This is a genomic window from Georhizobium profundi (assembly GCF_003952725.1).
GTDB lineage: Bacteria > Pseudomonadota > Alphaproteobacteria > Rhizobiales > Rhizobiaceae > Georhizobium > Georhizobium profundi.
Genome location: NZ_CP032509.1, coordinates 3,449,851 through 3,476,066, shown reverse-complemented (window position 1 = coordinate 3,476,066; position 26,216 = coordinate 3,449,851). Strand labels below are relative to the sequence as shown.

Here is a 26,216-nt window from a genome sequence, read left to right as displayed (position 1 = left end):
AGGCTTCATGTCCCATTCGGTCGAACTGCAGGGTGTCGGCATGACATTCGGCAAAACCCGCGCCGTCGGCGATGTGAGCTTCACGGTGGAAGGTGGCGAATTCTTCTCTATTCTCGGCCCCTCGGGCTGCGGCAAGACGACGATCCTGCGCATGGTCGCAGGCTTCCTCCAGCCGACCGAAGGCAAGATCCTCATCGGCGGCAACGACATGGCGGGGCTCGGCCCCGATCAACGCCCGACCGCGATGATCTTCCAGTCCCTGGCACTGTTCCCGTTGATGCCAGTTTGGGAAAACATCGCCTTCGGGCTGGAGGCTCGTGGCGTCGCGAAGGCTGAACGTCGCCGGAAGGCGGACGAGCTGCTCAAGCTGATTGCGCTCGAAGGCTATGGCGACCGGATGCCGGGTGAGCTTTCAGGCGGCCAGCGTCAGCGTGTCGCGATTGCCCGCGCGCTCGCGGTCGAGCCGCAGGTTCTGCTGCTCGATGAACCGCTTTCCGCGCTCGATCTGAAACTGCGCCAGCACATGCGCGCCGAGCTTCGGTCGCTGCAAAAGCGCACGGGCGTGACCTTCATCTATATTACCCACGACCAGTCGGAGGCGCTCGCCATGTCCGATCGGGTGGCGGTGATGAGCGCTGGCGTGCTGCAGCAGGTGGGTGCGCCCCGCGATCTCTACGACAACCCGGCGACGCCGTTCGTGGCGCGCTTCGTCGGAGAGACCAACGCCTATCCCGGCACGGTCCGCGCGATCGACGGCAAGACGGCGACCATCGAAACGGCTCATGGCACGATGCGGGGCAGGGCAGGGCCGGCGCTTTCCGTCGGCAGCCAGGCCAGTCTCTATGTGCGACCGGAAGCGCTGAAAGCGGCTTCGGTCGACAATGCGGTCACGGCGACGGTTGATCGTTTCGATTTCGAAGGAGCATTCGCGCTGATCCACGCGCGACTGCCCGACAATGCGCCACTCGTCGCCTCCGTCGGCAGCCTGGATTTTGCCAATGCGCCGAAGCCCGGCGAGACGGCAAGCTTCGGGTTTTCGCCCGACCACGCCGTGGTGCTCGCCGATGGGTGATGTGTTCAAGCGGTTCGGGGGCGGACTCGGCACGGTTTTCACCGCGCTGGTGCTCGTCTGGCTGGCCGGCATGGTGCTGGCGCCGAACATCACCATGATCGACTACGCGCTGCGGCCGAACCTCCCACCTTCGGCCATCGGCGGCGATCAGGACGTCTACTCGCTGAGCAACATTCTGTACCTTGCCGGCGAAGACGTGCACCGCGCGATCTTCTTCAAGACGATCTGGGCGAGCGCGCTCGTTGCGTTCATCACCTTCGTCGTCTGCTACCCCATCGCCTATTGGCTCGCGCAGAACGCGACACCGAACCAGACGGCGCTGGTGCTGCTTGCGCTGACGATCCCCTTCTGGATCAACGAGGTGCTGCGAACGCTCGCGTGGTACATCCTGCTCGCGTTTCGCGGACCGCTCAACGAAGCACTTCTGGCGATCGGGATCATCGACGCACCGGTCCGCTGGTTCGGCGATGCCGGCGTGCTTGCTGGCATGGTCTACGCCTACATCCTCTTCATGCTGTTCCCGATCTACAACGCCATCGAAAGCCTTGAGAAATCTCAGGTCGAGGCGGCCAAGGATCTGGGCGCTTCGACGTGGCGCATTCACGCGCGGGTGGTCATCCCGCATGCGAAGGCAGGCATCGCGACGGGTTGCGTCTTCACCTTCATGCTGGCGGCCGGCTCTTACGTCGCCCCGGCGCTGCTTGGCGCGCCCGGCAGCCGCTGGTTCACGCAGATCATCTACAACTGGTTCTTCGAAGGCGGGAACTGGAACCGCGGCGCGGCCTATGCGCTGGTGCTGCTCGTGCTGTGTCTCGTCGTCGTTCTGGTGACGTTGAAGCTTGCGCGGGTCAATCTGACGGATGTCGCGAAATGAGGGCGAGCGATGCGATCCGCAACGCGCTTTTCGCGCTCTATTTCGTGGCGTTCTTCGCCTATCTGTTCCTACCGCTCGGCATCATGGGTGCGGCGACGTTCAACGAGAGCCGGTTCCCGACCGTCACGCCGTGGCAGGGCACGACCCTGCAATGGTTCAACGAATTGTGGGCGGATGCCGCGATGTGGCAGTCGCTGTGGACCTCGGTCGTCATCGCCTTCTTCGTCGTTCTCGTATCGCTGCCGATCGGCACGGCAGCAGCGCTCGTGCTGACCAGCCTGCACCAGAAAGCCCGCGGCCCGCTCTATGCGGTGATGGTCTCGCCGCTTCTGACGCCCGGCGTCGTGATCGGCATCGCGACGCTCGTCCTGTGGCGGCAGCTCGGCGTCGGTGGCGGCGTGTTCCTGATCGTCGTTGCCCAGTCGAGCTACATCATCTGCTACGTGATGCTGATGATCGCAGCCCGCCTGCAGCGGTTCGATCGCACCCAGGAGGAGGCAGCCCTTGGCCTCGGGGCATCGAAGTTCATGGTGTTCCGCCGCGTGCTTCTGCCGTTCCTGAAGCCGGCACTGATCGCCGCCGCGTTTCTCGCCATTCTGCAGTCGATCGAAAACTACAACACGACGCTGTTCGTGCGCGGCTTCGATACCCCGTTGACGGTCTATATCGCCACCAAGGTGCGCACGGGTCTGACGCCTGCAGTCAATGCCCTGGCGCTCATAATGATCACAGCATCGATCCTCGGCGCGATCGCCTACGAGGGGCTGCGTCGGCGCGAAGCGCGCCGCAAGGCGAATTTGGCCTGAGCTTTCCACCAAAAGAGAAGGCTTTGGCACTTGGATCGGCGGACGGAAGTCATTAGCTCTGGCCCAAACGAAATGGGAAGGCCGAAGCCATGGCAGCGCCGAGCAAAGAAGACGTCCTCGATCGATTGAAGCAGGTGCCGGGCCCCGACGGACAGGGCAACATCGTAGAACTCGGTCTCGTCTCCGACGTCTTCATCGCCGACGGCAAGGTCTTCTTCTCGATCAGCGTGCCGGCCGCCCGTGCCAAGGAGCTGGAGCCACTCCGCGCGGCAGCTGAAGATGCCGTGAAGACGATCCCCGGCGTGTCTTCCGCCATGGTCGCGCTGACCGCGGAAAAGAAGGCGAGCGCCACCGCGCCGGCTCCGAGCGCGCCGGCCGGCTCCGGCGAGCCCCGTCGCGAGCCTGCTCCCCGTGTGAAATCCGAGGTGGAAGGCATCGGCGCGATCATTGCGGTCGCCTCCGGCAAAGGCGGCGTCGGCAAGTCGACGACCGCGGTCAATCTCGCGCTTGGCCTCAAGGGCCTCGGCCTGAAGGTGGGCGTTCTCGATGCGGACATTTACGGCCCTTCGATGCCGCGCCTGCTGCATATCGGCGGCCGCCCCAAGACGGTGAACGGCCGCACGCTCGTGCCGATGGAAGCCTATGGGCTCAAGGTCATGTCGATCGGTTTCCTCGTGGACGAAGAAACGCCGATGATTTGGCGCGGCCCGATGGTGATTTCGGCGCTGACGCAGATGCTGCGCGAGGTTGCCTGGGGTGAGCTAGACGTCCTGATCGTCGACATGCCGCCCGGCACCGGCGATGCGCAGTTGACCATGGCGCAGCAGGTGCCGCTGGCCGGTGCGGTCATCGTCTCGACGCCGCAGGATCTTTCGCTGATCGACGCTCGCAAGGGCTGGAACATGTTCAAAAAGGTGGACGTGCCGCTGCTCGGTCTCGTCGAGAACATGAGCTATTTTGTCTGCCCCGATTGCGGCTCGACGCACGATATTTTCGGCCATGGTGGCGCGCAGAAGGAAGCCGAGAAGATCGGCATCCCCTTCCTCGGCGCCGTGCCGCTTCACATCGACATTCGCGAGATGTCGGACGCGGGAACACCGGTCACGGTGACGGCCCCCGATGGTCCCCACGCCAAGATCTACGGCGAGATTGCCGAAAAGGTCTGGAACAATCATCTGGCGCGCAAGGAAAGCGCCAGGGGCGGCCCAGCGATCGTCTTCGAATAATACGGATCGCTTGATCCCTGTTCGTGCATTTGCAGCAGGGATCGTGCCATAGTGCCGTTCCACCTTTGGGGAGGCATCGGCATGAGCGGCGCGGTCGACGAAGAATGCGGGGTGGCAAGCGATGGCCAGTGAGCGCCACGTGGTCGTTACCGGTGGGGCATCGGGCATCGGCCTCGCCACCGTGCATGCGCTTGTCGACGACGGCTACGCCGTCACGATCATCGATGCCGGCGGATCCGCCATTTCCGCAGCCGAAGAGAGCCTCGAAGGCGAAGACGTGTTCTGCACGAGAGCGGACGTGACCGACGAGGAAGAAATCGCGGAGGCGTTCGAAGCTGCCGCCGAAGAGTTCGGGCCGATCACGGGACTGGTCAACGCCGCCAATATTCTTCGCGTGGCACCATTCGAAGCAACGAGCGCAGAGCTTTTCCGCCAGATCCTCGACGTCAATCTTGTCGGCGCGTTCATCACCTCCGCCGCGGCGCTCGATCGCATGGGGGACACGCTCTCCATCGTGAATGTGAGCGCTGTGTCCGGCATGAGAGCCAATGCCGGCCGCGCCGCCTATGGCGCTTCGAAGGCAGGGCTGATCAGCATGAGCCAGGCTATGGCAGTGGAGCTGGCGGCAAGCGGCATCCGGGTCAACTGCGTCGCGCCGGGGCCCATCAACACGGAAACGACGATCGACACCCACTCGGCAGAAGACCGGGCACGGTGGTCGGAACGGGTGCCGCAGCACCGATACGGTCTGCCGGAAGAAGTGGCGGCCGCCATCCTGTTCCTGCTGTCAGACCAAGCGAGCTACATCAACGGCCAAGTCCTGGCAGTCGATGGGGGTTTCTCGGTTGCAGGGTTGATGCGACCCGTGGGGCGTTAATAGACCGACACGAGGCCGAAGGCCGGCACCTTGATGCCGATGCGTTTGATGTCGATACCGGCGACAAGGCCCATCAGATGGACTTCGAAGCCGCTGTGCCAGCCGGCGGAAAACCCAGCTAAGCCAAAGAGTGTCGCGTGTACATCGAGCCCGTCATCCGAGACGGCAAAGAAGCGCCCGCCTGAGAGGTAATCCCGACCCACCGCGTTCGGTGGGAGCACGAGGCCGAGTTCAGGCACGTCACGCAGGACATGGGCGACGAAGGAATTGGAGTTGGGACCGGGATAGATGCGGTACCCGCGATCGCCGTTCGCGCCCTGATGCGGATAGGCAGCGATGGCTGCTTCCACCTTCGGGATCAGCCGTTCCGCCTCGGCGCCATGCACGCTGCCGACGATCTCCGGCAGGTTGGAGTACCAGCGCGCATCGGCAGGATAGCCGTCGATGCGCACCGGGCGACCCCAGCCCACCTTGTCGTAGCGGTGATAGCGCTCGCCCGCGCGCTTGGTGACGATCCAGCTGTGGGTGGCGAAAGCGCCCTTCATGCCGCCGGTGCGTGCCGCCATGATGTAGATTGCAGCTTCGGACGTGGAGGATGCGTCCGGCAGCATGCCGCTTGCCGACCAGTCTGCCTGGCGCCAGGAGGACGGCCGGTCGACGCTCGCCCACCAAGCGGCTGACGCGAGCGCCGGTGCGATGAAAATGGCGAAAACGGCAATGATGATGGCCATCACGGAACGCGCGCGGCTCCCGGTTCGCCGATCTCCAGGTCCATGTTGCATCGCTTCGAGCCAACCCCTATCAGTTCGCCCATCCAACAAGAGCTTGAGGCGAATTCATGTCCAATCCCGTTCTGGTCGAAGTGACGCGCGGCGCGCTGGTCGAGAGTCGTCACCGGGGCGCTGTTGCCGTCGTCGACGCAGAAGGGAAGATGGTGCTGGGGATCGGCGATGTCGAGCGCCCGGTGTTTCCGCGATCCGCCGTCAAGACGATGCAGGCACTGCCGTTGATCGAGAGCGGTGCGGCTGATGCTTTCGGGTTTGGCAACGCCGAGCTGTCGCTCGCCTGTGCGTCCCATTCCGGCGAGGCGGAACATGTGGCGCTGGCGGCGAGCATGCTCAACCGCGCTGGCCGCGATGCCGATGTGCTCGAATGCGGCTGCCACTGGCCGTTCGATCAACATGTGCTGATCGATCTGGCAAAAAGCGGCAAGGCGCCGACGGTCCTGCACAACAACTGCTCCGGCAAGCATGCGGGCTTCGTGGCGACTTCGGTGCACGCCGGAATTCCGACCGAAGGCTACGTGACCTACGATCACCCCATTCAGCGCGAGATCCGCGGTGTGATGGAAGCGCTGACGGGAACGGCGCTCGAAATGGACAGGTGTGGCACGGATGGCTGTGCCATTCCGACCTATGCCGTGCCGCTGGACCGGCTGGCGGACGGGTTTTCGAGAATGGTCACGGGCAGGGGGCTCGAGGCAGAGCGCGCCAAGGCGGCGCGCCGGCTGTTCGACGCCTGCATGGCCGAGCCGTTCTACATGTCGGGTTCCAAGCGTGCCTGCATGCACCTGATGCAGGCGGCGCCCGGCCGGATCTTCGCCAAGACCGGCGCGGAAGGCGTGTTCTGCGCAGTGCTGCCCGAAAAGGGGCTTGGCATCGCGCTGAAGTGCGACGATGGCGGCACGCGTGCTTCCGAAGCGATGATTGCGGGTCTGCTGGCGCGTCTGATGGGTTCCGACGATCCAGCCTACGCAGCGCTCGATGCTCTGGCGAACAAGACCTTGCGCAACTGGAACGGCACCGAGGTTGGGCAGATCAGAGTGACAGACGCTTTGACGCAGTGAAGCCAGTCGCTCTCCATGCGCTTTAGACGACGCGATTGCGTTCCACCGTCAGGTGCGCAGGCGTCTCTTCCCCCGAGGTGAGGTCGGCGGTCGCCGGCTCCCCCCAGCGGAAGCCGACGACCGCGCCCTCCGGAGTACCTTCGATCACGTTGCCGGAAATGAGCGCCTGCTGCGCTTCTTCTACGACTGTGACCGCAACGCCGACCGGTACAGCACGCACAATGTTGCCGGTCACGGATACGTTGCGGAGGAAGGGCCCCCAGCCCATGAGAATGCCCCATTTCGAGACATTCTCGATCGAATTGCCGGTCACTGCCGTGTCGGCTTCGATGGCGATCCCCCAGCCGAAGCCGGGGCCGATCGGTTCGTAAGGATCGGGCGCCACGATGTTGCGCACGATGTTGTTGGCGACGGTTGCAAGCCGGCCGCCTTCGTTGAAGTTGGCGACCGAGATGCCGTTTGCCCCACCGTCGATGAGGTTCGAAGCGATGACGGCACCTTCGAAGGAGAATTCCGTGTAGAGCGCCGTTTCACCTGACCGCAGGCACTGATTGCCGACGATCTGCACGTTCGAGCCGGAGTTGGAGCGGATCGCCGAGAATGCGCAGTCGGACACGTGGTTGTTGGCGATCATGACATTCGCCGCGCGGAAGACGTTGATGCCGTTGCCGTTCTGGCCCGTTCCGCCATCCGCGGCGCCGATGCGCTCGATGCGATTGCCGGTGACGATCGAATTGTCCGCGCCATCCTCCCAGCGGTGGACGAGGATGCCGCCATTGGCGCAATCGAAGACGTGGTTGTCGGTGACGGTGAGGCCGGTGGACTGCACGGCGTAGATGCCGACGCCTGCCGCACCGGAGATGCGTGTGCGTCTTATGCCGCCGCCACAACCTTCCAGCGCCACTGCGTGACGCTGACTTCCGATGAATTCGCATTCGTCGAGATCGAGCCGCATGACGTTGCGCGCCACGAGGCTGCCGGTTGCCCAGGTGTCGAGCCAGCGGTTGGCGCCATCGACGACGATGCCCTTCAGCGACACCGTTTCGGCGTTCTCGGCGTTAAGAAACGAGCCTTCGCCCGTGTAGACGAGGCGCGACGCGCCGGGCACACCCATCAGGCGAGCGCCGGCGGGCAAAGTGATGTTTGAGACGCGGTAGACGCCGGGCGGCAGGAAGACCGGTTTTCCCTCGGGCGCGGCTTCGGCGAGCAGCCTGTTCAGCAGCGCGCCCTGATCCACATCGGTGCCGGCACGCAGGCCGCCAGACTGCGCGTCGATCGCCCCCCGAAGATCGACCTGCGCGAAAAGCTGGCCGGCGCGCGCCGGCACCGATACGGAAATCGTGCACGCGGCTGCCGAGGCCAACACCGCCCGGATCGCCGCTCGCCGTCTCATCATGGTTACGCCTTTCTTGCTGCTCTCAGCTCAGCAAGCGGCGTGCCAGTTGTTTTTGTGTCGTTATGGGACAGGGGTGCGCGGCAGGCACAGAGAGATTTTCTGGGCGGGAGGAACATCGGACGCAATTGAAGCTTGGATGGGCCTGCCGCCGATAATCGGCGACGCAACCTTTAGAAGGATCGCCCCCTATGGCCAAAGAAAAGACTCTGCAGGATCTCTTCCACGATACGCTCAAGGACATCTATTACGCCGAGCGCAAAATCCTGAAAGCGCTGCCGAAAATGAAGCGTGCGGCCCAGTCGGAAGAGCTGAAGGCAGCATTCGAAAAGCATCGCGAAGAAACCGAAGGCCAGATCGAACGCCTGCAGCAGGTATTCGAGCTTCTTGGCAAGCGCCCGCAGGGCAAGACCTGCGACGCGATCGAAGGGATCATCGCCGAAGGCGAAGAGATCATGGACGAATTCAAGGGCACCGTAGCCATCGATGCGGGTCTGATTTCGGCGGCGCAGGCTGTCGAGCACTACGAGATCGCGCGTTACGGCACGCTGAAGCGCTGGGCCGAAACGCTCGGCATGAAGGATGCCGCCAAGCTGCTCGACGAGACGCTGCAGCAGGAAGGCAAGACAGACGAGGACCTGACGACGCTGGCCGACAAGGTCGCCAATCCGGCGGCTATGGAGAAGGCCGCCTGAGGTCTGACAAGGTGATCGCGGCGCGCCATTCCACTTGAGGGTGGCGTGTTCTCGATCCTATTCGGCAATGGGGACGACGTGATCGCGGAAAAACCGCGTCGCGCCGTCCTCGTCGATTTCTCCAGCTGCGACGCCGAGAACGAAGGCGTAGAGCTTCGCATCATCCGTTTCCAGCATGAAGCCGTTGCTCATCAGGAAGACGCCCGCAGCAACGATGGCGATACGTTTGTTGCCATCAACGAAAGCATGATTTTTAGCGAGCCCGAAAAGATAGGCTGCGGCGAGTTCGCAGATGTCTTTGCATCCGTAAGCCGCTTTGTTTTCGGCCCGAGCCAGCGCGGATTCAAGGGCACCCGGATCGCGTAGGCCCTCCGCACCGCCATGGCGCCTCAACTGCTCGCGATGCATGGCCTCGACAAGTTGCCGCGACAGGAAGTCCCAACTCATTCAGCAAGCTTTTTGAGAGCGACCTTGTATCGGTCCATGAACTGATGGGCGAGCTTCATCTTCTCGGCAAAGTCATCTTCGGCAGGCTTCAAGAAGATGTTGCCGTTCTCTTCACGCAATTCGAGCGTGTCGCCAGACTTCAAGCCATGGCGCTCAAGCACCTCTTTCGGCAGGATGATGCCTTCGGAATTCCCGATGCGACGGACCTGAACGTTCATGGCGACCTCCAATGTAATAACTGAAGTTATAACTTAGGGGGCTGTCGGTCAAGATCAAGCCGCTTGCGGCCTGCTTCGGATCGCTGCGATCAATTCGATCGCAGCTTCGGCGATCACCGTGCCTGGCGGGAAAATCGCGTCGGCGCCCGCGCGACGCAGCGCCTCGAAATCGTCTGGCGGGATGACGCCTCCAACCGCGATCAGCACGCCGTCGCCGCCACGTTTGTCCAAGGCGGCCTTAAGCTCAGGAACCAGAGTGAGGTGACCAGCGGCGAGCGAGGAGGCGCCGACGATGTGCGCGCCTTCCGCAAGCGCGAGGTCGGCGACTTCTTCCGGCGTCTGGAACATCGCACCGACGATGACATCGAAGCCAAGATCGGCAAAAGCCGTGGCGATGACCTTCTGGCCACGATCATGCCCGTCTTGTCCCATTTTCGCGACCAGGATCCGCGGCTTCACGCCCGTTTCGCGTTGAAACGCCTCGACTGCCCGCATAGCTTCCTCGAAGGCCGGGTTCTCGCCGCCGATTTCCTTTCGGTAGACACCCGAGATGGTGCGAACCTCGGCCACGTGGCGGCCGAATGCTTTTTCGAGCGCGAGGGAGATCTCGCCCACCGTCGCCCGAGCGCGCGCCGCTTCCACGGAGAATGCAAGCAAATTGCCATCGCCAGAGCGCGCCGCACCGGTGAGCCGGTCGAGCGCGGTTTCAACGGCGGCGACGTCACGCGTGCCCTTCAATTGCTGCAGCTTGGACAGTTGGCGGGCGCGCACTTCGGCATTGTCGACCTTCAAAACATCGACTTCGATTTCCTCGGACGTCCGGTAGGCATTGACGCCGACAACCGTCTGCTGGCCGCTGTCGATCCGGGCCTGGGTGCGGGCAGCGGCTTCCTCGATCCTGAGCTTCGGGATTCCCTGTTCGATCGCCTTGGCCATGCCGCCGAGGCTTTCGACCTCTTCGATATGGGCGAGCGCGCGGGCGGCAAGGTCGTGCGTGAGCCGCTCGACATAGAAGGAGCCGCCCCAGGGATCGATCAGTTTCGTGGTGCCGGATTCCGCCTGGAGAATGAGCTGGGTGTTGCGGGCGATGCGGGCGGAATGATCGGTCGGCAGCGCCAGCGCCTCGTCGAATGAATTGGTATGGAGCGATTGTGTGTGGCCTTGCGTCGCCGCCATGGCCTCCAGCATGGTGCGCATCACGTTGTTCATGGGATCCTGGGCCGTCAGCGACCAGCCGGAAGTCTGGCAGTGGGTGCGCAACGCCAGCGATCGAGGATCCTTCGGATCGAAGTTCTTCTTCATCAACGTCGCCCAGATGAGCCGGGCAGCGCGCAGTTTCGCGACTTCCATGAAGAAATTCATGCCGATCGCCCAGAAGAAGGAGAGGCGGGGCGCAAAAGCATCGATGTCCTGGCCGCTCGCGACACCGGCACGCGCGTATTCGATGCCGTCGGCGATCGTGTAGGCGAGCTCGAGATCGGCCGTCGCCCCGGCTTCCTGCATGTGGTAGCCGGAGATCGAGATCGAATTGAATTTCGGCATCTTTTCCGCGGTGTAGGCGAAGATGTCCGAGACGATCCGCATCGAAGGTTGGGGCGGGTAAATGTAGGTGTTGCGGACCATGAACTCCTTCAGGATGTCGTTCTGAATGGTGCCGGCGAGCTTCTCGGGCGGCACGCCCTGTTCCTCGCCCGCAACGATATAGAGCGCCATGATCGGCAGCACCGCGCCGTTCATGGTCATCGATACGGTCATCTCGTCGAGCGGGATGCCGTCGAAGAGCTGCTGCATGTCGAGGATGGAATCGATCGCGACTCCGGCCATGCCGACATCGCCGGCGACGCGCGGATGGTCGCTGTCATAGCCGCGGTGTGTCGCGAGATCGAAGGCGATCGACAGGCCTTTTTGGCCGGCAGCGAGGTTGCGGCGGTAGAAGGCGTTTGATTCTTCGGCGGTCGAGAACCCGGCATATTGGCGGATCGTCCAGGGCTTCTGGACATACATTGTCGGATAGGGACCGCGGATGAAGGGGGCAATGCCGGGATGGCTGTCGAGATAGGGCAGGCCATCGATATCGGCCGCACCATAGCTCTGCCGCACTGCGATCCCTTCCGGCGTCTGCCATTCGCCGCTTTTAGCGGTAGGAATCTCGATGGCGGGCGACTGCCAGCCGATCGTGGTGAAATCGGGAAGCTTGCTCATGCGGCTTCTCCCGCCTCGCGCATCTCGTCGAGCCGAACCGGTGACAGGGCACCGCGTTCCATAGTGGAAGGATCGCGCTCCATCGATACCGTCATCGGCCGATCACGCGTCGGTTGAAAGCGTGTCGTGCCGATGATCGTGCGTTGCCCGGCGGCTATTGCTTCATGACGCGCACGTCGCTTCTCCGCGATGCGTGCGGTGAAAAGCCCATGCTGGATGCTCTGCGTGAGGCCACCTTCGCCCTCGATCTGCTGGAAGACCTGCCAGCCCAATTCGGCAAGCTCTGTGGTGAGATGCTCGATGCCGCCGGAGCCAGCGCCGGGATCGAGAACATGGGCAAGGTGGCCCTCATCGATCAGGACAGCCTGGGTGTTGCGCGCGATGCGGCGGGCGAAGCGATCGGGGAGGCCGAGCGCGAGCGTGTGGGGAAGAACGGAAACCGAATCCGCGCCGCCGATGCCCGCGGCGAAGACTGCGATCGTGTTGCGCAGAATGTTGGTTTCCGGGTCGCGCTGAGCAAGCATGCGGTAGGAGGTCTCGGCATGGAGATGCGCGCCGAAGAGTTCCTTGATGCCAAGCAACTCCATCAAACGCGCGTGGAGGATGCGAAGCGCCCGGAACTTGGCGATCGACAGGAACTGGTTCTGGTCGGCAGAAAGCACAAATTCGGTGGCGGCAAGCGCCGAGTCAGCGTCGATTCCGATCTGCTCCGCCATGCGCAGTGCCTCGACGGCTGCAGCCAGCGAAAACCCTAGCTCCTGGGCCTCGCTCGCTCCCGCATTGTGGGCGATTGAGCCGTCGGCGCGCATGACCGTTCCATCGAGATCCAGATCGAACGCCCGTGCAATCAGATCGTGTGCATGCTCAGCGAGCGGAGAAATGCCAAGATCGACATGGGCGACGTCGTCTTCGGGCCGCTTCTCGATCGCGTCCAGAAGCGTGCCCAGATCCTTGGCCGGTGCATCGAAACGAATTTCCTGCACGCCACGGATCGTCGCCAGATGCTTGGGAAGATGATCGATATCGACGCCGAAACCATAGGCAGAGGCAGCGCCGGTCAGGGATATCGACAATCCAGTGGCGCCACCGCCTATGTCCGCTTCGATCTGCAGTTCGGCCCGCGGCAGGTCGGGGTCGTCGAGCCTCTGGGAGATCGTCCAGGGCTGCGCCGGATGCGAACGGGTTCTTAAAGAAGCGCCGGGAACGCGATCTGCGATCGGCCCGAATGCAATGCCGTCATCGGTGCGGCTGACAAGCTCGTCCTCGAAGGTTGCACCCTTCAAAGCGCGCATGACGAGAGCGCGCCAATCCTCGGCAGAGGAGGGGGCGAAGGCAGTGGTTTCGAAAAGATCAGGCGTCATCGAAGCGTCTCCCACCGATTTGCGGTGCGAGGCGGACAATATGGGGCCGACGACGGCCGTGCAACGCGACGGAAGACCAAGGCGGCCGTTCGAAGCAGCCCACCAAACAGAAAAGGCAGGCTCAGGACGTGGACGTTGTCCGAAGCTGAGCCTGCCTCAAGAGTGACACTCGGCTCAGACGAACTGGCTGAGACCGGGGATGGAGGCGACGACCTGGTCGACCGTCTCTTCGCCCACATGCTGCTTGGCGAAGGCAACCGTCTCGCGGGCGACGCCGGAGATTTCGCCCATGCCGAGGCCGGCCGACATCAGCTGCTGGCCGAGACCCATGACGCCACCGCCGGTGGCTTCGCCGCCATGTTCGGCGACGGCTTCCGGACCGCCGGGGATACCTTCGACCATCTTGGCTGCCGGTCCATCGGCGCCTTCGCGCTGCAGGAAACCGAGAATGAGGCCGACGGCCTTGCGGGCAGTTGCATCATCGATGCCGACATTGGCCGTGATGCGGGAAATCAGTTCGTCCATCTTCTGGCTCCTTCTCCCTTGGATGACGTGTACGTCAACGTCATATGGGCGTTCCCTCGCAATCGCAAGCTCTCGCGCGACGCCGTCTGAATGAGCTTTTGCAAATGGATCAGCTTTGCGCAACATACGATCACAGGCGTTCTTCGAAGGGATGACGAGGCCACATGCTGCAGGATGGAAAGCTGTATATCGGAACCAGCCGTGATCCCGGCGATGCCAACAAGAAGGGCGAGTATCTCGATCTCAAATATGCCAATCGCCACGGCCTGATCACCGGCGCGACGGGTACGGGCAAGACCGTCACCCTGCAGATTCTGGCGGAAGCGTTTTCCGCAGCGGGCGTTCCCGTCTTCTGCTCCGATGTGAAGGGCGATCTGGCCGGTCTTGCCCTGGCGGGGGAAAGCAAGGATTTCCTGGAGGAGCGCGCGCAGAAGATCGGCCTCGATCCCTATGGATACCAAGCAACGCCCACCGTCTTCTGGGATCTTTTCGGCGAGAAGGGTCACCGCGTCCGCACGACCATGACCGAGATGGGCCCGCTTTTGCTGGCCCGCATGATGGACGCCTCGGAAGCGCAGGAAGGTGTGTTGAACATCGCCTTCAAGATCGCCGACGAGCATGGCTTGCCGATCCTGGATCTGAAGGATTTGCGCAGTCTTCTCATCTATATGAGCGAGCAGGCGAGCGCTCTTTCGGCGATCTATGGCAACATCTCGCCGCAGTCGGTGGGCGCGATCCAGCGCAGCCTTCTGGTTCTGGAACAGCAGGGGGCCGAGCAATTCTTCGGCGAACCCGCGCTTCGGATCGAAGATTTGATGCGCACGACGGTCGACGGTCGCGGCATCGTCAATGTGCTCGCCGCCGAACGGCTGATGATGAACCCGCGGCTTTACGCGACATTCCTGCTTTGGCTGCTATCGGAGTTGTTCGAGGAACTGCCCGAAGTGGGCGACCCGGAAAAGCCGAAGCTCGTCTTCTTCTTCGATGAGGCACATCTTCTGTTTTCCGAAGCGCCGCGGGTTCTTCTGGAGCGGGTCGAGCAGGTCGTTCGGCTGATCCGCTCGAAAGGTGTCGGCGTCTATTTCGTCACGCAGAACCCGCTCGATGTGCCTGAGACGGTGCTGGCGCAGCTTGGCAACCGCATCCAGCACGCGCTGCGCGCCTATACGCCGCGCGAGCAGAAGGCCGTGAAGGTGGCAGCCGAGACGTTCAGGCAGAACCCCGAATTCGATTGCTTCGAGGCGATCACGCAGCTCGGCACCGGCGAAGCGCTCGTCTCCACACTGGAAGCCAAAGGCGCGCCATCCATGGTGGAGCGCACGCTCATCCGTCCGCCATCGTCCCGGCTCGGACCGATCGACGATGTCGAGCGGCGCGCGATCATGGCAACGTCGCCCGTTGCGGGGCTTTACGACCGCGACGTCGACAACGAATCGGCCCACGAGATTTTGACGGCGCGCGCGGCTCAGGTGGCCGCAGCGGAAGAAGAGCGGCGGCGCAAGGAAGCCGAAGCGGAGACGGAAGTTCAGGAAACGCGACGCTGGACCCTGCCGGGCTTCGGCGACAGCGAGGCCGATGACTATGATGCCCGCGGCCGAAAAACATCGGGGCGACGCGCCGCGCCGCGCTCCGGCTATCAGCGACAGACGGTGACGGAAACCGTAGTCAAGACCGTTGCGCGAACAGCGGCGAACCAGATTGGCCGCGCTCTGGTGCGCGGTATTCTCGGCAGCCTGAAGCGCGGGCTTTGAAACAAAAAAGGCCGGGCGGAGCTGAGCTCCACCCGGCCTTTTTGTCGCAGTCGATCGAACTCAGGCGACGGTCGGTGCCACCATGCGCGGCAGGTTGCCCGTGACGAGGATGGGCGTTCCGTTCGGCACGCGGTCGTGCAGATCGATGATATCCTGGTTCAGCATGCGCACGCAGCCGGAAGACACCGACTTGCCGATTGTCCACCATTCCGGCGAGCCGTGAATACGGTAGATCGTGTCGACGCCGTTCTGGAAAATGTAGAGCGCGCGCGCACCGAGCGGGTTGTCGAGCCCCGGATCCATCCCGCCATTGGCGATGGAGTAAGGCTCGAGCTCAGGCTGGCGGGCGACCATCTCATCCGGCGGAGTCCAACGCGGCCAGGCGCGCTTGTACTGGACGACGGCGCGGCCCTGCCACGCGAAGCCTTCACGGCCCAAGCCCACGCCGTAGCGCATCGCCTGGCCATCTTCACGCGTCAGGTACAGGAAGTGGTTGTTGGTATCGACCACGATCGTACCGGGACGCTCGCCGGTCGGATCCTGAACGAGCTGGCGCAGATAGACCGGGTCCATGCGCTCGACCGGAATTGCGGGAAGCGGGAACTGCTCCTGCGGCATCGGTGCGTACATGGATGCGAACGGGCTCACGCTCGGTGGGATGCCGGCGCCACGATCGAGCGGCGACCGGTAGAGCGGATTGGTTTCGGCGTTGAACTGTGCCGTGGACATGCCGGTGGTGCAGCCCGCCAAAGCGAGGAGCGATGCTGCGCCGCCGCCGAGAAAGGCACGGCGGCCGAGTGCGGAGTGATCCCGCCGCTCCCGGACTGTGTTGGAAATACTCATCATGTGTCCCGCTGTTAGGAAACGTTATCGAAATGACGTGGGCACCGATTTGTTCCCGCATTGTGTCGGAGTGCGGGCAGTATGTTGCGCAAATGTAACACTCGTGATCGACCTTGCGTTCTTACACAGTCTGCAGCGGTTCAAAGGCCCGAAAGGCTGGGCAGGATCAGGGACGGTGCGAGATCCGGATATTCGTCTGGCATCTGGTTGCGATTGATCCACACGGGCCGAAATCCGAATTTTGCTGCACCTGCAATGTCCCAGCGATTGGACGATTGAAACGAGATCGCTTCCGGATAAGCCCGATAGCTCGTGGTCACGAGGTCGTAGACCTCCGGTGCCGTCTTGAAGACGCGCAGGGCATCGACGGAGAAGATGTCGTCGATGATTTCATCCAATGCGGCGTTGCGGACGGCTGATTCGAGCATCGCCGGCGATCCGTTGGAAAGGATGGCCACTTTGGCGCCGCGTGCCTTGAGTGCTTTGAGCACACCGGGAACTTCAGTGTAGCAGTCGAGCTTGAAATAGGCATCGAGCAGGGTAGCCCGCACCGAGCGATCGACGTCCGGCATCGAGGCCAAGGCGAAATCGAGCGCTTCTTCAGTCAGCTGCCAGAAGTCGCGGTATGCGCCCATCAGGCTTCGGACCCAGGAATATTCCAGCTGTTTGGCGCGCCACAATTGCGAGAGTGCCGGCCCTTGAGGTCCGATTTCGGAGGCGTGCCGGCGGACTGCGGCGTGGACGTCGAACAGCGTGCCATAGGCATCGAAAACATAAGCGGCATGGGTCATCGACAAGCTCCTGCAATCGCTTCCTGGAGATGCGAAACGATTATAGACCGCGGTATCACGCCGCTTCGGGTGAGGAAATGCAAGACCGATCCAATGCGCCATCGGTTGCGGTTGCGTTGACCTGCCCGTTGGCCCGGCGCTAAGCAGGCGATGAAGCGAGGAGATACCGACAATGACCGTAGACACGAGAGCGCAATCGACGACCTGGACCTATGTCGACGGGGACTGGCATGAGGGCAACCCGCCGCTGATCGGTCCGCGGTCGCATGCCATGTGGCTCGGATCCACCGTGTTCGACGGGGCGCGCTGGTTCGACGGTGTGGCGCCGGATCTCGATCTGCACTGCCAGCGCGTCAACGCGTCGGCAAGTGCACTCGGCATGATCCCGACCGAAGAAGCTGGCTCGATAGAGGGTCTGGCCAAGGACGGCCTGAAGAAGTTCGACGGCAAGACGGCGGTCTATATCCGGCCGATGTATTGGGCCGAGCATGGCGGCTATATGGGTGTGCCGGCCCAAGCGGAATCGACGCGCTTCGCGCTATGCCTCTACGAATCGCCGATGATTGCGCCGAGCGGCTTTTCGGTGGGCGTTTCGCCCTTCCGCCGGCCGACCATCGAAACGATGCCGACCAACGCGAAGGCCGGATGCCTTTATCCGAATAACGCGCGCGCGATCCTCGATGCGCAGCGGCGTGGCTTCGACAACGCGCTCGTGCTGGACATGCTGGGCAATGTCGCGGAGACGGGAACGTCCAACATTTTCATGGCGAAAGACGGCGTCGTCTTCACGCCCGCTCCCAACGGTACCTTTCTCAGCGGCATCACGCGTGCTCGTGCGATCAAGCTGCTGCGCGACGCGGGGATTGAGGTTGTCGAAAAGAGCCTTCGCGTTGCCGATTTTCTGGATGCGGACGAGGTCTTTTCGACCGGCAACCACTCCAAGGTGGTGCCCGTGACCCGGGTTGAGGATCGCGAAATGCAGGCTGGACCGATCGCAGCAAAGCTTCGCTCGCTCTATCTCGATTGGGCCCGCGGTTTTCCGGTCTAAGCGCGCAGAAGAGGCCGTTTGCGAGGAACAAATAGGTGAGCGGCACCGTTGCCGGTCCGAGCCCCGGCGCCTATGTAGCGGTGGGACTGAATTTTAGAAATCTCTATATTCGAAAGGAGAGCGATATGGCTTTCGAACTTCCGGACCTGCCGTATGCCTATGACGCGCTGCAGCCCTACATGTCGAAGGAGACGCTCGAGTATCACCACGACAAGCACCACAATGCTTACGTGACGACGGGCAACAAGCTTCTTGAAGGTTCGGGCCTCGACGGTCAGAGCCTCGAAGACATTGTAAAGGGCTCGTACGGCAAGAACCAGGCGCTCTTCAACAACGCCGGCCAGCACTACAACCACAAGCACTTCTGGAACTGGATGAAGCCGAATGGGGGCGGCAAGAGCCTGCCCGGCGATCTGCAGAAGGCGATCGACAGCGACCTCGGCGGCTATGACAAGTTCCGTGAAGACTTCATTGCTGCCGGCACCGGCCAGTTCGGCTCGGGCTGGGCCTGGATTGCCGCGAAAAACGGCAAGCTGGAAATCATGAAGACGCCGAACGGCGAAAGCCCGCTGGTTCATGGCGCAACGCCGATCCTCGGCGTCGATGTGTGGGAGCATTCCTATTACATCGACTACCGCAACGCGCGGCCGAAATACCTGGAAGCATTCGTCGATAATCTCGTGAACTGGGAGTATGTCGACGAGCTTTATCAGGGCGCCCGTGGCTGAGGTCACGCCCTGCACACGTTTATGTGATCCAAACCCCGGTCGCACAGGCCGGGGTTTTTGTTGTGCCGTCACAGGCCGATGACCAAGATGCGGTTGTGTCGCAGACCGCGCCGCACGTGCCAGTTCCCGCAAAAGCAAAGGAGATCGACGATGAAGTCCAGACTAGCCATCGCAGCAGCACTGCTTTCCATCTCGGCGGCACTGATCCATCCCGCATCGTCACAGGACGGCGTGCCGCAGGAAGTTCGTCAGGATCTGATGGATGAAGTCGGCGATGCGACAGGCGTGATGGGCAACATGGTTCGAGGTCGCACGGATTATGACCCGGGAGCGGTCGCAGCGGCGCTGCAGACGATTTCGGAAAACACGGCGGTCTTCGCCGACTACTTCCCTGAAGGGTCGGAGACAGGCTACGAGACCGAAGCGCTTCCGGCCATCTGGGAAAACAAGGCGGATTTCGAGCGGCTCTCCCAAGAAATGTCCACCAAGGCGGCTGAACTTGCCGCCGCGGTTCCGGCTGATCTTGCCTCCTTCCAGCCGGTCTTCCAGGACTTCACGCGCGGATGCGGCGCGTGTCACGAAGATTACCGCCAGGACAACTAATCATCCGAAGCGATCCCATCACCGTCGAGCGGGCCTTTGTGCTGGCTCGACGGACAGAAGAATGGAAAGAAAATGCTGAAACGCATCGCGATCGCGTTGGTCATTCTGGCAGCGGCGCTCGGCGGGACTCTGTGGGCGGTAGCTGCGCCGGACAGGCTTCCCGAGACGGCGTTCGAAGGCCTGGGCGAACCGGATCTCGCCAATGGTGAGCTGATCTTCAATGCGGGCAACTGCGCCTCGTGTCATGGTGCGTCCGAGACAAGCGATGCGGCGGACGATGCGGTTGTGCTCACCGGCGGCCATGCCATCGAAAGCGATTTCGGCACGTTCCATGTCCCGAATATCTCCAGCGGACCGGCGGGGATTGGCGACTGGAGCTTCGAGGACTTCGCCAATGCGATGCTGCGTGGCGTGGCACCGGATGGCAGCAACTACTATCCCGCTTTTCCCTATGCCTCCTATTCCATGATGGATATCGCCGACGTCAATGATCTGTGGGGCTATCTCCGGTCGCTGCCTGCCAGCGACAATGAAGCGCCGGCCCACGAGGTGAGCTTTCCGTTCAACGTCAATCGCGCCATCGGCATCTGGAAGTATCTCTACATGCCCGACGGCGCCTATGTGTCGATCGATCCGAACGACACGGTGCTGCGGCGTGGCCAGTATCTCGTGGAGGCTGTCGGTCATTGCGGCGAATGCCACACGCCGCGCGATATTCTGGGTGGGCTCGAGACCGACCAATGGCTGGCCGGCGCACCCAACCCGAGCGGGCAGGGCACAATCCCCAATGTCACGCCGGCTGGAAGCGTAGCCGACTGGACCGCTGACGACCTCGCCTACTTCTTCGAATCGGGCTTCACGCCCGACTTCGACAGTGTCGGCGGCTCGATGGTCGCGGTGCAGCGCGGTCTCGCCACTCTGCCGGCGTCAGACCGGGAAGCGATTGCCGCTTACCTCAAGGTCATACCGGAACACTGAAACTAGTCATGGCCGCAGGCCAGACTTTCAAGCCGCGTAAGAACGGCACCACCGGTTGAACACGATGTGCGCTGCACTCTGTGCCGCATAAAGCCAAGCCTCGCATTCGGCTTCTGTGCGGAAGCAATGGGCATCGGTGTACTGGTTGATGCCATCGTCGCCCGTGAACGCGCTTTCCTGAGCACCGCGCACGAAGCCTTGCCAGTAACTGCCACCCTGTTGTTGCAGGACGTTGCAATTTGCGCCGGATGGGCCACCGAAAAGACCTTGAGCGGCGGCCTCTGGAACGGGCAAGGCCAGGATACTTGCGGCCGCGACGCCAAGGCTGGCCAGCGCCACGCGTGCTGTGCCCTTTATGCTGCGATCAGTCATCGGATCCATCCTCCTGGTATCGGGCACTCCACCCGTTGATATGGAGACTCAGATGTTACCGGAAACGGGTCGTCACGGCGATGTGACCGCGGAACTCTCATTCATGCGGCCTTGCCGACCACTTTCAGTGCAAACGCGTATTCATGCGCGATCTCTTCCAAGCGCTGGAAGCGACCGGATGCGCCGGCATGGCCCGCATCCATGTTCGTCTTGAAGAGGATCGGTCCGCCGCCGGTCATCGTCTCGCGGATGCGGGCGACCCATTTTGCCGGTTCCCAATAAGTGACGCGCGGGTCGGTCAGGCCGGCAATCGCGAAGATCGGCGGATAGGTCGTCGCCGTCACGTTCTCATACGGAGCATAGGAGGCGATGAGATCATAGGCATCCTTGGATGCGATCGGGTTACCCCATTCGGGCCATTCCGGCGGGGTGAGCGGCAGGGTGTCGTCGAGCATCGTGTTCAGCACGTCGACGAACGGAACGGCCGCGATGATGCCGCCGAACTTTTCAGGCGCCATGTTGACGACGGCGCCCATCAGCATGCCGCCCGCCGATCCCCCCTGTGCGACGATTTTCGAGTGGCTGGTGAAACCTTCGGCGACAAGATGATCAGCCGCGGCGATGAAATCGGTGAAGGTGTTGAGCTTATGCTCGCGGCGGCCCTTGTCGTACCAGCCAAACCCCTTGTCCTTGCCGCCCCGGATATGGGCGATCGCGTAGACGAAGCCGCGGTCGACCAGCGACAGGCAGTTTGTGTTGAAGGACGCGGGGATGGTAATGCCGTAGGAACCATAGCCATAGAGCAGGCAGGGCGCGCTGCCATCGAGCGGCGTGTTCTTGTGATAGATCAGGCTGACCGGCACCGTTTCCCCGTCGGATGCGGGCGCCATGACGCGTCGCGTCACATAGTCGTCCGGGTTGTGGCCCGATGGCACTTCCTGTGTCTTCAGCAGCGTCCGCTCGCGCGTGCGCATGTCGTAATCGTAAAGCTGCGATGGCGTCGTCATCGACGAATAGCTGAAGCGAATGACGTCGGTGTCGTATTCGAGCGAGCCCTGCAGGCCGAGCGAATAGGCCTCCTCGTCGAAGGCGATCGCGTGCTCTTCACTGGTCTCACGGTCGCGCACGATGATGCGCGGCAGGGAGTTCTCCCGTTCCAGCCAGACAAGGAAGCGGGAAAACGCCATGTGCGCCAGAATGAGTCGGCCCGGCTTGTGCGCAACCACGTCGCGCCAGTTTGCGCGTTCCGGCTGATCGACCGGCGCCTCGACGATCTTGAAATCCTCGGCCCCATCGGCGTTTGTGAGGATGAAGAAGACATCGCCGCCTTCGGTTAGGTCGTATTCGATGCCGGTTTCGCGCGGCGCGACGAGCTTTGGCTCGGCAAACGGATTACTGGCCGGCAGAAGGCGGAATTCCGACGTTTCGTGATCGTGGATGTCGATGAAGATGAAGTCATCGAGGCGTGAGCCGCCGACGCCCATGAAGAAGCCGGTGTCGGTTTCCTCGTAGATCAGCCGATCCTCGGTGACCGATGTCCCGAGCCGATGGAAGAATATCTTCGATGGACGATGGTTCTCGTCGAGCCGCGTATAGAAGAAGCCGGAACCATCGGCGCACCAGGTGCCGCCGCCGCCCGTATTCTCGACGATGTCTTCCAGATCCTGCCCCGAAGCGAGATCGCGCACCTTGACGGTGTAGAACTCCGAGCCCTTGTCGTCGTAACCCCAGATGGTGCGGGAATGGTCGGGGCTGTGGCTTGAGCCGGCGAGACGGAAGTAATCTCTGCCTGCGGCCTCTGCATCTCCGTCCAGAATGATCTCGCGGCCGCTTCCGTCGCGGGCTTCACGAAAATAGCGGGGCTGCTCGCCGCCGGTCACAAACTCGGTGCCGTAGGCAAACGGCCCATCCGGCGAGGGGACGGAGGAATCATCCTCCTTGATCCGCGCCTTCATCTCCTTGAATAGCTGATCGCGAAGCACCGTCGTGTCGGCCAAAGCTGCGCGCTGATAGGCGTTTTCTGCCTCCAGATGCTGCCGGATCTCCGGCTCCAGCGTCTCCGGGCGCTTGAACATCTCCTGCCAGTTCGCCGTCCTCAGCCACGCATAGTCGTCGGTCCGGGTGACGCCATGGCGAGTATCCGTGGTCGGACGACGCTCCGCGCGAGGGGCATCTGGAAGATCGTTGAAGGCGGTCAATGCGCTGTCTCCAAGTGTAATAGTTCGTGTCGGTATGTGAACGGATAAGCCACATCCGTCCTTGATGAATGGCTGATGAATGGCATCATCAGCCTCGGTTCAGCGAACTGCTGCCACATTTGTGTCATGCTCGTGGGGCGGTTGCCGGGCGAAGAGGGAAAAGATGATGCGTTGGATCTTCGTTTCGGTCTGGATTGGTGGCCTCGTGTCCGCAGTGCTGGCCGTCGCCGCAGTGCCGGAGCGCAACGCCTCCGGCATCGTCAATATCCAGCAGCTGTCGCCAAACGCCGTCGACCAGACCCGACTCGAACGTGAGGCCGAGCGGTTCTGACGCCGGCCGTCGCGCTTCATCGGTTGTCAGGATCAAAGGCCATCGCCACGCCGTTCATGCAGTAGCGCAGGCCTGTCGGGCGAGGGCCATCCGGAAAAACGTGGCCGAGATGCGCGTCGCAATCGGCACAGCGGATCTCGGTTCGGGTCATGAACCATGACCGATCCTTGTGCTCGCTCACAGCTTCAGGCTCGACAGGCTCGTAAAAGCTCGGCCAGCCGGTGCCCGACTCGAATTTCGTCTCCGACCGAAACAGCGGTTTATCGCAGCAGATGCAACGATAGAGCCCCGGTGCCTTCTGGTCCCAATTCGGACCGGTGAATGCTCGCTCGGTTCCGTGCTTGCGGGTGACATGGAACTGCTCCGGCGTCAGCTGCTCGCGCCATTCCGCTTCGGACTTTTCGACTTTCAGTGTCTTGGTGTCGCTCATGTGATGACCATTCGCTTGCGTCGATGCTCGTGTGGTGACAGGTAGTTATTCTACACCGCAAGACAATGATGGATGTCGTCGATGGGCCGATGATTATTGTCGACTGTTGTCAATAACGTAGACGATCCACTTGCATGGGAACGCGCCTCAAATTAAGTAGGCCGGCACGTTTTCGCCGCAATCCGTGCGGCGGCAATCCTGCGATAAGAAGGTTCGGGAGAGACCATGGGTGCCGAAGCGGCAGGCACGACGCTGGCGATGATGCTGCTGCCGTTTATCGCGGCGCTGTTCGCACCTTTTCTCGTTCGTCAGTTGAAGCAGAATGCCGCCTGGGTGTTGGCGGCCGCACCTGCCGCGATCTTCATCTACATGCTGGCGCATCTCGGTGCGGTCAGCGCAGGTGAGACGATCACGGGCGGCTTCGCCTGGATACCGAGCATTGGCGTCGACTTCTCCTGGTACATCGACGGCCTGTCGCTCACCTTCGCGCTGCTGATCTCCGGCATCGGCACGCTCATCGTCATCTATGCGGGCGGGTACCTGAAAGGGCACCCGCAGCTTGGGCGCTTCCTGTCCTTCATCCTGCTGTTCATGGGCGCGATGCTTGGCCTGGTCCTCGCAGACAACTTTCTCACGCTATTCGTCTATTGGGAGCTGACGTCGATCACGTCGTTCCTGCTGATCGGCTTCGATCACACCCGTGAGGCCTCACGCCGCGCGGCCCTGCAGGCGCTGATCGTGACCGGCGGGGGCGGGCTTCTGCTTTTGGCCGGCTTGCTTCTCGTCTGGAACGTCACCGGCATCGGCTCGATGTCGGAACTGCTCGCGTCCGGCGACGTGATGCGCGACAGCCCTTACTATCTGGCAGCGCTTATCCTTGTGCTTGGCGGCGCGTTCACGAAATCGGCGCAGTTTCCGCTGCACTTCTGGCTTCCGAACGCCATGGAGGCGCCGACGCCCGTCTCAGCCTACCTGCATTCGGCAACAATGGTGAAGGCCGGGGTCTACCTGCTGATGCGGCTCAATCCCGCATTCGGGGACACGGTGGCATGGGAAACGATCCTGCCTGTCTTCGGTGGCACGACGCTCATCGTCGGCACGCTTCTTGCCGTTCGCCAGACCGATCTGAAGCTGATGCTCGCCTATACGACGGTGTCTTCGTTGGGTCTGCTGGTGATGCTCACCGGCCTTGGGAGCGAGCATGCGATCGAGGCGGCCGTGCTCTATCTTGTGGCGCACTCGCTCTTCAAGGGCTGCCTGTTCATGGTGGCCGGTACGATCGACCATGAAGCGGGCACGCGCGACGTGACCAGGCTCGGCGGCTTGCGGGCTGCGATGCCCATTACCTTTGCAGCCGCGCTCGCAGCGGCGATTTCGATGGCGGGCCTGCCGCCATTCTTCGGATTTCTTGCCAAGGAAGAGATCTATTACGCACTTTGGGCGACGAACCCATGGGCGCTGACCTTCACGCTGGTCGCCATCGTCGGCAATGCGTTGATGCTGGTGATCGGCTTTGCCGTTGCTTTGAAGCCGTTCCTCGGTTCGCCGGTTCAGACGCCCAAGCACGCGCATGAAGGGCCTGTGATGTTGTGGCTCGGCCCCGTCGTGCTTGCCTCCGCCGGTCTTCTGGCCGCGCTCCTTTCAGGCTTCGTCCATGCCGGGATATCGACGCCGATGGCCTCCGCCGTCGCAGGGGAGGCGACCCCGGTTTCCATTTCGCTGATCCCCTCGATCGGCATGCCACTTTTCCTCTCGATCCTCACCGTCGCCGTCGGGATCGGCGCCTATCTGGCGGCGGACCAGTTGCGGGGAACGATCGCAAATGTCCTTGCGGCCATCGGGTGGGGGCCGGACCGCGGTTTCGACCAGTTCATGCGCGGTCTCGTCCGCTTCTCGTTCCGCGTCACGGTACTTCTTCAGCCCGGGCGGCTGGACTTCTACGTGAAGGTGACATTTGCCTTCATCGCGCTCGCCCTTCTCCTGCCGATGGTGTTGTTCGACGAACTGCCACAATGGCCGGCCTGGCCGAGCGATATCCGTTTCCACGAACTCGCGATCATCGGCATCGGCATTCTTGGTCTCTTCGCGGTGATCGTCGCCAAGGACAGGGTGACGGCCATCGTGTCGCTCGGGATTCAGGGTTTCGCCGTCGCGTTGATCTTCATGCTCTTCGGCGCACCGGATCTGTCCTTCACCCAGTTCATGGTGGAGACCCTGTCGGTCGTCATCCTCGCACTGGTGATGACACGGCTTCGGCTGAATGCCTCCGACTACCGGCCGACGGGCGAACGGATCGTCAGCGGCGCCATCGCGATCGCGGGCGGGTTGGCCTTCACGCTCTATCTGCTCAAGGTCACGCAGGGCACGCTCGACATGCGGCTGACGGAGTTCTTCAACGAATTCTCCCGTCCGATCGCCCACGGCGCCAACATCGTCAACGTCATTCTGGTCGACTTCCGCGGCACGGATACGCTGGGGGAAATCGCGGTGGTGACGATCGCTGGTCTGGCCATCCTGGCGCTGTTGCGCGTGCGCACGCGTCAGCGGCCGCGGCCGGCGGATGCGCCGATCGCACCGCGAACAGCTGATGGCGAGGCGTGA

26 protein-coding genes are annotated in these 26,216 nt (G+C 62.4%); 14 read left to right on the top strand and 12 right to left on the bottom strand.

Features of this window, described 5'->3' with window-relative positions; all coding sequences use genetic code 11:
- The first annotated feature begins 7 nt into the window (after positions 1-7).
- The 5 genes from D5400_RS16705 (at position 8) to D5400_RS16685 (ending at position 4,855) form a co-directional block, all read left to right on the top strand.
- Complete coding sequence (locus D5400_RS16705) at positions 8-1,072, top strand: ABC transporter ATP-binding protein (protein ID WP_126011043.1); 1,065 nt, start codon at positions 8-10, stop codon at positions 1,070-1,072.
- Positions 1,065-1,946: an ABC transporter permease gene (locus D5400_RS16700; RefSeq protein ID WP_126011042.1), complete on the top strand. Its 882-nt coding sequence runs from the start codon at positions 1,065-1,067 to the stop codon at positions 1,944-1,946. Before D5400_RS16705 ends, D5400_RS16700 begins: the two co-directional genes overlap by 8 nt.
- Positions 1,943-2,752, top strand: a complete 810-nt coding sequence (locus D5400_RS16695) for an ABC transporter permease (RefSeq protein ID WP_126011041.1) — start codon at positions 1,943-1,945, stop codon at positions 2,750-2,752. The genes D5400_RS16700 and D5400_RS16695 overlap by 4 nt, the downstream gene beginning before the upstream one ends.
- An 89-nt stretch (positions 2,753-2,841) precedes the next feature.
- Positions 2,842-3,978, top strand: coding sequence for an Mrp/NBP35 family ATP-binding protein (locus D5400_RS16690; protein ID WP_126011040.1), 1,137 nt, complete (start codon positions 2,842-2,844; stop codon positions 3,976-3,978).
- A gap of 121 nt (positions 3,979-4,099) precedes the next feature.
- A complete protein-coding gene (locus D5400_RS16685) occupies positions 4,100-4,855 on the top strand; it encodes an SDR family NAD(P)-dependent oxidoreductase (RefSeq protein WP_126011039.1) in 756 nt (251 codons plus the stop codon).
- On the opposite strand, the gene D5400_RS16680 is transcribed toward D5400_RS16685, so the two are convergent.
- On the bottom strand, positions 4,852-5,586 hold the full coding sequence (locus tag D5400_RS16680; RefSeq protein WP_126011038.1) for a DUF3750 domain-containing protein: 735 nt from the start codon (positions 5,584-5,586) through the stop codon (positions 4,852-4,854). The two genes, D5400_RS16685 and D5400_RS16680, sit on opposite strands and share 4 nt — an antisense overlap.
- A 107-nt stretch (positions 5,587-5,693) precedes the next feature.
- On the opposite strand from D5400_RS16680, the gene D5400_RS16675 reads away from it, so the two are divergent.
- Positions 5,694-6,701 carry an asparaginase gene (locus D5400_RS16675; RefSeq protein ID WP_126011037.1) on the top strand — a complete coding sequence of 336 codons (1,008 nt, stop codon included), beginning with the start codon at positions 5,694-5,696 and terminating at the stop codon, positions 6,699-6,701.
- 22 nt (positions 6,702-6,723) lie between these two features.
- Here D5400_RS16675 and D5400_RS16670 read toward each other — a convergent pair whose 3' ends face one another.
- Positions 6,724-8,097 (bottom strand): TIGR03808 family TAT-translocated repetitive protein, encoded by a 1,374-nt coding sequence (locus tag D5400_RS16670; RefSeq protein WP_126011036.1) that lies wholly within the window; start codon positions 8,095-8,097, stop codon positions 6,724-6,726.
- A 188-nt stretch (positions 8,098-8,285) separates the two neighbouring features.
- Between D5400_RS16670 and D5400_RS16665 the strand changes: the two genes are divergently transcribed.
- A complete protein-coding gene (locus D5400_RS16665) occupies positions 8,286-8,789 on the top strand; it encodes a YciE/YciF ferroxidase family protein (protein ID WP_126011035.1) in 504 nt (167 codons plus the stop codon).
- A 57-nt stretch (positions 8,790-8,846) separates the two neighbouring features.
- On the opposite strand, the gene D5400_RS16660 is transcribed toward D5400_RS16665, so the two are convergent.
- The 5 genes from D5400_RS16660 to D5400_RS16640 form a co-directional block, all read right to left on the bottom strand.
- Positions 8,847-9,236: a type II toxin-antitoxin system death-on-curing family toxin gene (locus D5400_RS16660; protein WP_126011034.1), complete on the bottom strand. Its 390-nt coding sequence runs from the start codon at positions 9,234-9,236 to the stop codon at positions 8,847-8,849.
- Positions 9,233-9,454, bottom strand: a complete 222-nt coding sequence (locus D5400_RS16655) for an AbrB/MazE/SpoVT family DNA-binding domain-containing protein (RefSeq protein WP_126011033.1) — start codon at positions 9,452-9,454, stop codon at positions 9,233-9,235. The genes D5400_RS16660 and D5400_RS16655 overlap by 4 nt, the downstream gene beginning before the upstream one ends.
- A 54-nt stretch (positions 9,455-9,508) precedes the next feature.
- Complete coding sequence (gene scpA / locus D5400_RS16650; protein WP_126011032.1) at positions 9,509-11,656, bottom strand: methylmalonyl-CoA mutase; 2,148 nt, start codon at positions 11,654-11,656, stop codon at positions 9,509-9,511.
- Positions 11,653-13,017 (bottom strand): methylmalonyl-CoA mutase family protein, encoded by a 1,365-nt coding sequence (locus D5400_RS16645; RefSeq protein ID WP_126011031.1) that lies wholly within the window; start codon positions 13,015-13,017, stop codon positions 11,653-11,655. Before D5400_RS16645 ends, scpA begins: the two co-directional genes overlap by 4 nt.
- Before the next feature lie 174 nt (positions 13,018-13,191).
- Positions 13,192-13,542 (bottom strand): hypothetical protein, encoded by a 351-nt coding sequence (locus D5400_RS16640; RefSeq protein WP_126011030.1) that lies wholly within the window; start codon positions 13,540-13,542, stop codon positions 13,192-13,194.
- A 164-nt stretch (positions 13,543-13,706) separates the two neighbouring features.
- On the opposite strand from D5400_RS16640, the gene D5400_RS16635 reads away from it, so the two are divergent.
- Positions 13,707-15,293, top strand: coding sequence for a helicase HerA-like C-terminal domain-containing protein (locus tag D5400_RS16635; RefSeq protein ID WP_126011029.1), 1,587 nt, complete (start codon positions 13,707-13,709; stop codon positions 15,291-15,293).
- A 60-nt stretch (positions 15,294-15,353) separates the two neighbouring features.
- Here D5400_RS16635 and D5400_RS16630 read toward each other — a convergent pair whose 3' ends face one another.
- Both D5400_RS16630 and D5400_RS16625 read right to left on the bottom strand, forming a co-directional pair.
- Complete coding sequence (locus tag D5400_RS16630) at positions 15,354-16,139, bottom strand: L,D-transpeptidase (protein ID WP_245451330.1); 786 nt, start codon at positions 16,137-16,139, stop codon at positions 15,354-15,356.
- Positions 16,140-16,276: 137 nt separating this feature from the next.
- Entirely contained in the window at positions 16,277-16,927 is a 651-nt protein-coding gene (locus D5400_RS16625) for a haloacid dehalogenase type II (RefSeq protein ID WP_126011027.1), read from the bottom strand.
- Positions 16,928-17,099: 172 nt separating this feature from the next.
- Between D5400_RS16625 and D5400_RS16620 the strand changes: the two genes are divergently transcribed.
- The 4 genes from D5400_RS16620 (at position 17,100) to D5400_RS16605 (ending at position 20,284) form a co-directional block, all read left to right on the top strand.
- On the top strand, positions 17,100-17,975 hold the full coding sequence (locus D5400_RS16620; RefSeq protein ID WP_126011026.1) for a branched-chain amino acid aminotransferase: 876 nt from the start codon (positions 17,100-17,102) through the stop codon (positions 17,973-17,975).
- A 125-nt stretch (positions 17,976-18,100) separates the two neighbouring features.
- Complete coding sequence (locus D5400_RS16615; RefSeq protein WP_126011025.1) at positions 18,101-18,703, top strand: superoxide dismutase; 603 nt, start codon at positions 18,101-18,103, stop codon at positions 18,701-18,703.
- A gap of 150 nt (positions 18,704-18,853) precedes the next feature.
- Positions 18,854-19,306 carry a c-type cytochrome gene (locus tag D5400_RS16610; RefSeq protein ID WP_126011024.1) on the top strand — a complete coding sequence of 151 codons (453 nt, stop codon included), beginning with the start codon at positions 18,854-18,856 and terminating at the stop codon, positions 19,304-19,306.
- Positions 19,307-19,378: 72 nt separating this feature from the next.
- The gene (locus D5400_RS16605) at positions 19,379-20,284 is read left to right on the top strand and encodes a cytochrome c (protein ID WP_126011023.1); all 906 of its coding nucleotides are present in this window, start codon (positions 19,379-19,381) and stop codon (positions 20,282-20,284) included.
- A 27-nt stretch (positions 20,285-20,311) separates the two neighbouring features.
- Here the strand turns inward: D5400_RS16605 and D5400_RS16600 are convergent, their stop codons facing one another.
- Together D5400_RS16600 and D5400_RS16595 are read right to left on the bottom strand one after the other, a co-directional pair.
- Positions 20,312-20,656: a hypothetical protein gene (locus D5400_RS16600; protein WP_126011022.1), complete on the bottom strand. Its 345-nt coding sequence runs from the start codon at positions 20,654-20,656 to the stop codon at positions 20,312-20,314.
- Between the two features lie 101 nt (positions 20,657-20,757).
- The gene (locus D5400_RS16595; protein WP_126011021.1) at positions 20,758-22,854 is read right to left on the bottom strand and encodes a S9 family peptidase; all 2,097 of its coding nucleotides are present in this window, start codon (positions 22,852-22,854) and stop codon (positions 20,758-20,760) included.
- A gap of 163 nt (positions 22,855-23,017) precedes the next feature.
- Here D5400_RS16595 and D5400_RS21250 point away from each other — a divergent pair, with 163 nt between their 5' ends.
- Complete coding sequence (locus D5400_RS21250) at positions 23,018-23,185, top strand: hypothetical protein (RefSeq protein WP_164527918.1); 168 nt, start codon at positions 23,018-23,020, stop codon at positions 23,183-23,185.
- 16 nt (positions 23,186-23,201) lie between these two features.
- Here the strand turns inward: D5400_RS21250 and msrB are convergent, their stop codons facing one another.
- Positions 23,202-23,615 (bottom strand): peptide-methionine (R)-S-oxide reductase MsrB, encoded by a 414-nt coding sequence (msrB, locus tag D5400_RS16590; RefSeq protein WP_126011020.1) that lies wholly within the window; start codon positions 23,613-23,615, stop codon positions 23,202-23,204.
- A 225-nt stretch (positions 23,616-23,840) separates the two neighbouring features.
- Here msrB and D5400_RS16585 point away from each other — a divergent pair, with 225 nt between their 5' ends.
- Positions 23,841-26,216, top strand: a complete 2,376-nt coding sequence (locus tag D5400_RS16585; RefSeq protein WP_245451329.1) for a putative monovalent cation/H+ antiporter subunit A — start codon at positions 23,841-23,843, stop codon at positions 26,214-26,216.

What these genes read in the sequence shown, in the direction of transcription:
- D5400_RS16705 (WP_126011043.1), top strand. Translation starts at nt 8, where the DNA reads ATGTCCCATTCGGTCGAACTGCAGGGTGTCGGCATGACATTCGGCAAA.
- D5400_RS16700 (WP_126011042.1), top strand. Translation starts at nt 1,065, where the DNA reads ATGGGTGATGTGTTCAAGCGGTTCGGGGGCGGACTCGGCACGGTTTTC.
- D5400_RS16695 (WP_126011041.1), top strand. Translation starts at nt 1,943, where the DNA reads ATGAGGGCGAGCGATGCGATCCGCAACGCGCTTTTCGCGCTCTATTTC.
- D5400_RS16690 (WP_126011040.1), top strand. Translation starts at nt 2,842, where the DNA reads ATGGCAGCGCCGAGCAAAGAAGACGTCCTCGATCGATTGAAGCAGGTG.
- D5400_RS16685 (WP_126011039.1), top strand. Translation starts at nt 4,100, where the DNA reads ATGGCCAGTGAGCGCCACGTGGTCGTTACCGGTGGGGCATCGGGCATC.
- D5400_RS16680 (WP_126011038.1), bottom strand. Translation starts at nt 5,586, where the DNA reads ATGGCCATCATCATTGCCGTTTTCGCCATTTTCATCGCACCGGCGCTC.
- D5400_RS16675 (WP_126011037.1), top strand. Translation starts at nt 5,694, where the DNA reads ATGTCCAATCCCGTTCTGGTCGAAGTGACGCGCGGCGCGCTGGTCGAG.
- D5400_RS16670 (WP_126011036.1), bottom strand. Translation starts at nt 8,097, where the DNA reads ATGATGAGACGGCGAGCGGCGATCCGGGCGGTGTTGGCCTCGGCAGCC.
- D5400_RS16665 (WP_126011035.1), top strand. Translation starts at nt 8,286, where the DNA reads ATGGCCAAAGAAAAGACTCTGCAGGATCTCTTCCACGATACGCTCAAG.
- D5400_RS16660 (WP_126011034.1), bottom strand. Translation starts at nt 9,236, where the DNA reads ATGAGTTGGGACTTCCTGTCGCGGCAACTTGTCGAGGCCATGCATCGC.
- D5400_RS16655 (WP_126011033.1), bottom strand. Translation starts at nt 9,454, where the DNA reads ATGAACGTTCAGGTCCGTCGCATCGGGAATTCCGAAGGCATCATCCTG.
- scpA (WP_126011032.1), bottom strand. Translation starts at nt 11,656, where the DNA reads ATGAGCAAGCTTCCCGATTTCACCACGATCGGCTGGCAGTCGCCCGCC.
- D5400_RS16645 (WP_126011031.1), bottom strand. Translation starts at nt 13,017, where the DNA reads ATGACGCCTGATCTTTTCGAAACCACTGCCTTCGCCCCCTCCTCTGCC.
- D5400_RS16640 (WP_126011030.1), bottom strand. Translation starts at nt 13,542, where the DNA reads ATGGACGAACTGATTTCCCGCATCACGGCCAATGTCGGCATCGATGAT.
- D5400_RS16635 (WP_126011029.1), top strand. Translation starts at nt 13,707, where the DNA reads ATGCTGCAGGATGGAAAGCTGTATATCGGAACCAGCCGTGATCCCGGC.
- D5400_RS16630 (WP_245451330.1), bottom strand. Translation starts at nt 16,139, where the DNA reads ATGATGAGTATTTCCAACACAGTCCGGGAGCGGCGGGATCACTCCGCA.
- D5400_RS16625 (WP_126011027.1), bottom strand. Translation starts at nt 16,927, where the DNA reads ATGACCCATGCCGCTTATGTTTTCGATGCCTATGGCACGCTGTTCGAC.
- D5400_RS16620 (WP_126011026.1), top strand. Translation starts at nt 17,100, where the DNA reads ATGACCGTAGACACGAGAGCGCAATCGACGACCTGGACCTATGTCGAC.
- D5400_RS16615 (WP_126011025.1), top strand. Translation starts at nt 18,101, where the DNA reads ATGGCTTTCGAACTTCCGGACCTGCCGTATGCCTATGACGCGCTGCAG.
- D5400_RS16610 (WP_126011024.1), top strand. Translation starts at nt 18,854, where the DNA reads ATGAAGTCCAGACTAGCCATCGCAGCAGCACTGCTTTCCATCTCGGCG.
- D5400_RS16605 (WP_126011023.1), top strand. Translation starts at nt 19,379, where the DNA reads ATGCTGAAACGCATCGCGATCGCGTTGGTCATTCTGGCAGCGGCGCTC.
- D5400_RS16600 (WP_126011022.1), bottom strand. Translation starts at nt 20,656, where the DNA reads ATGACTGATCGCAGCATAAAGGGCACAGCACGCGTGGCGCTGGCCAGC.
- D5400_RS21250 (WP_164527918.1), top strand. Translation starts at nt 23,018, where the DNA reads ATGATGCGTTGGATCTTCGTTTCGGTCTGGATTGGTGGCCTCGTGTCC.
- msrB (WP_126011020.1), bottom strand. Translation starts at nt 23,615, where the DNA reads ATGAGCGACACCAAGACACTGAAAGTCGAAAAGTCCGAAGCGGAATGG.
- D5400_RS16585 (WP_245451329.1), top strand. Translation starts at nt 23,841, where the DNA reads ATGGGTGCCGAAGCGGCAGGCACGACGCTGGCGATGATGCTGCTGCCG.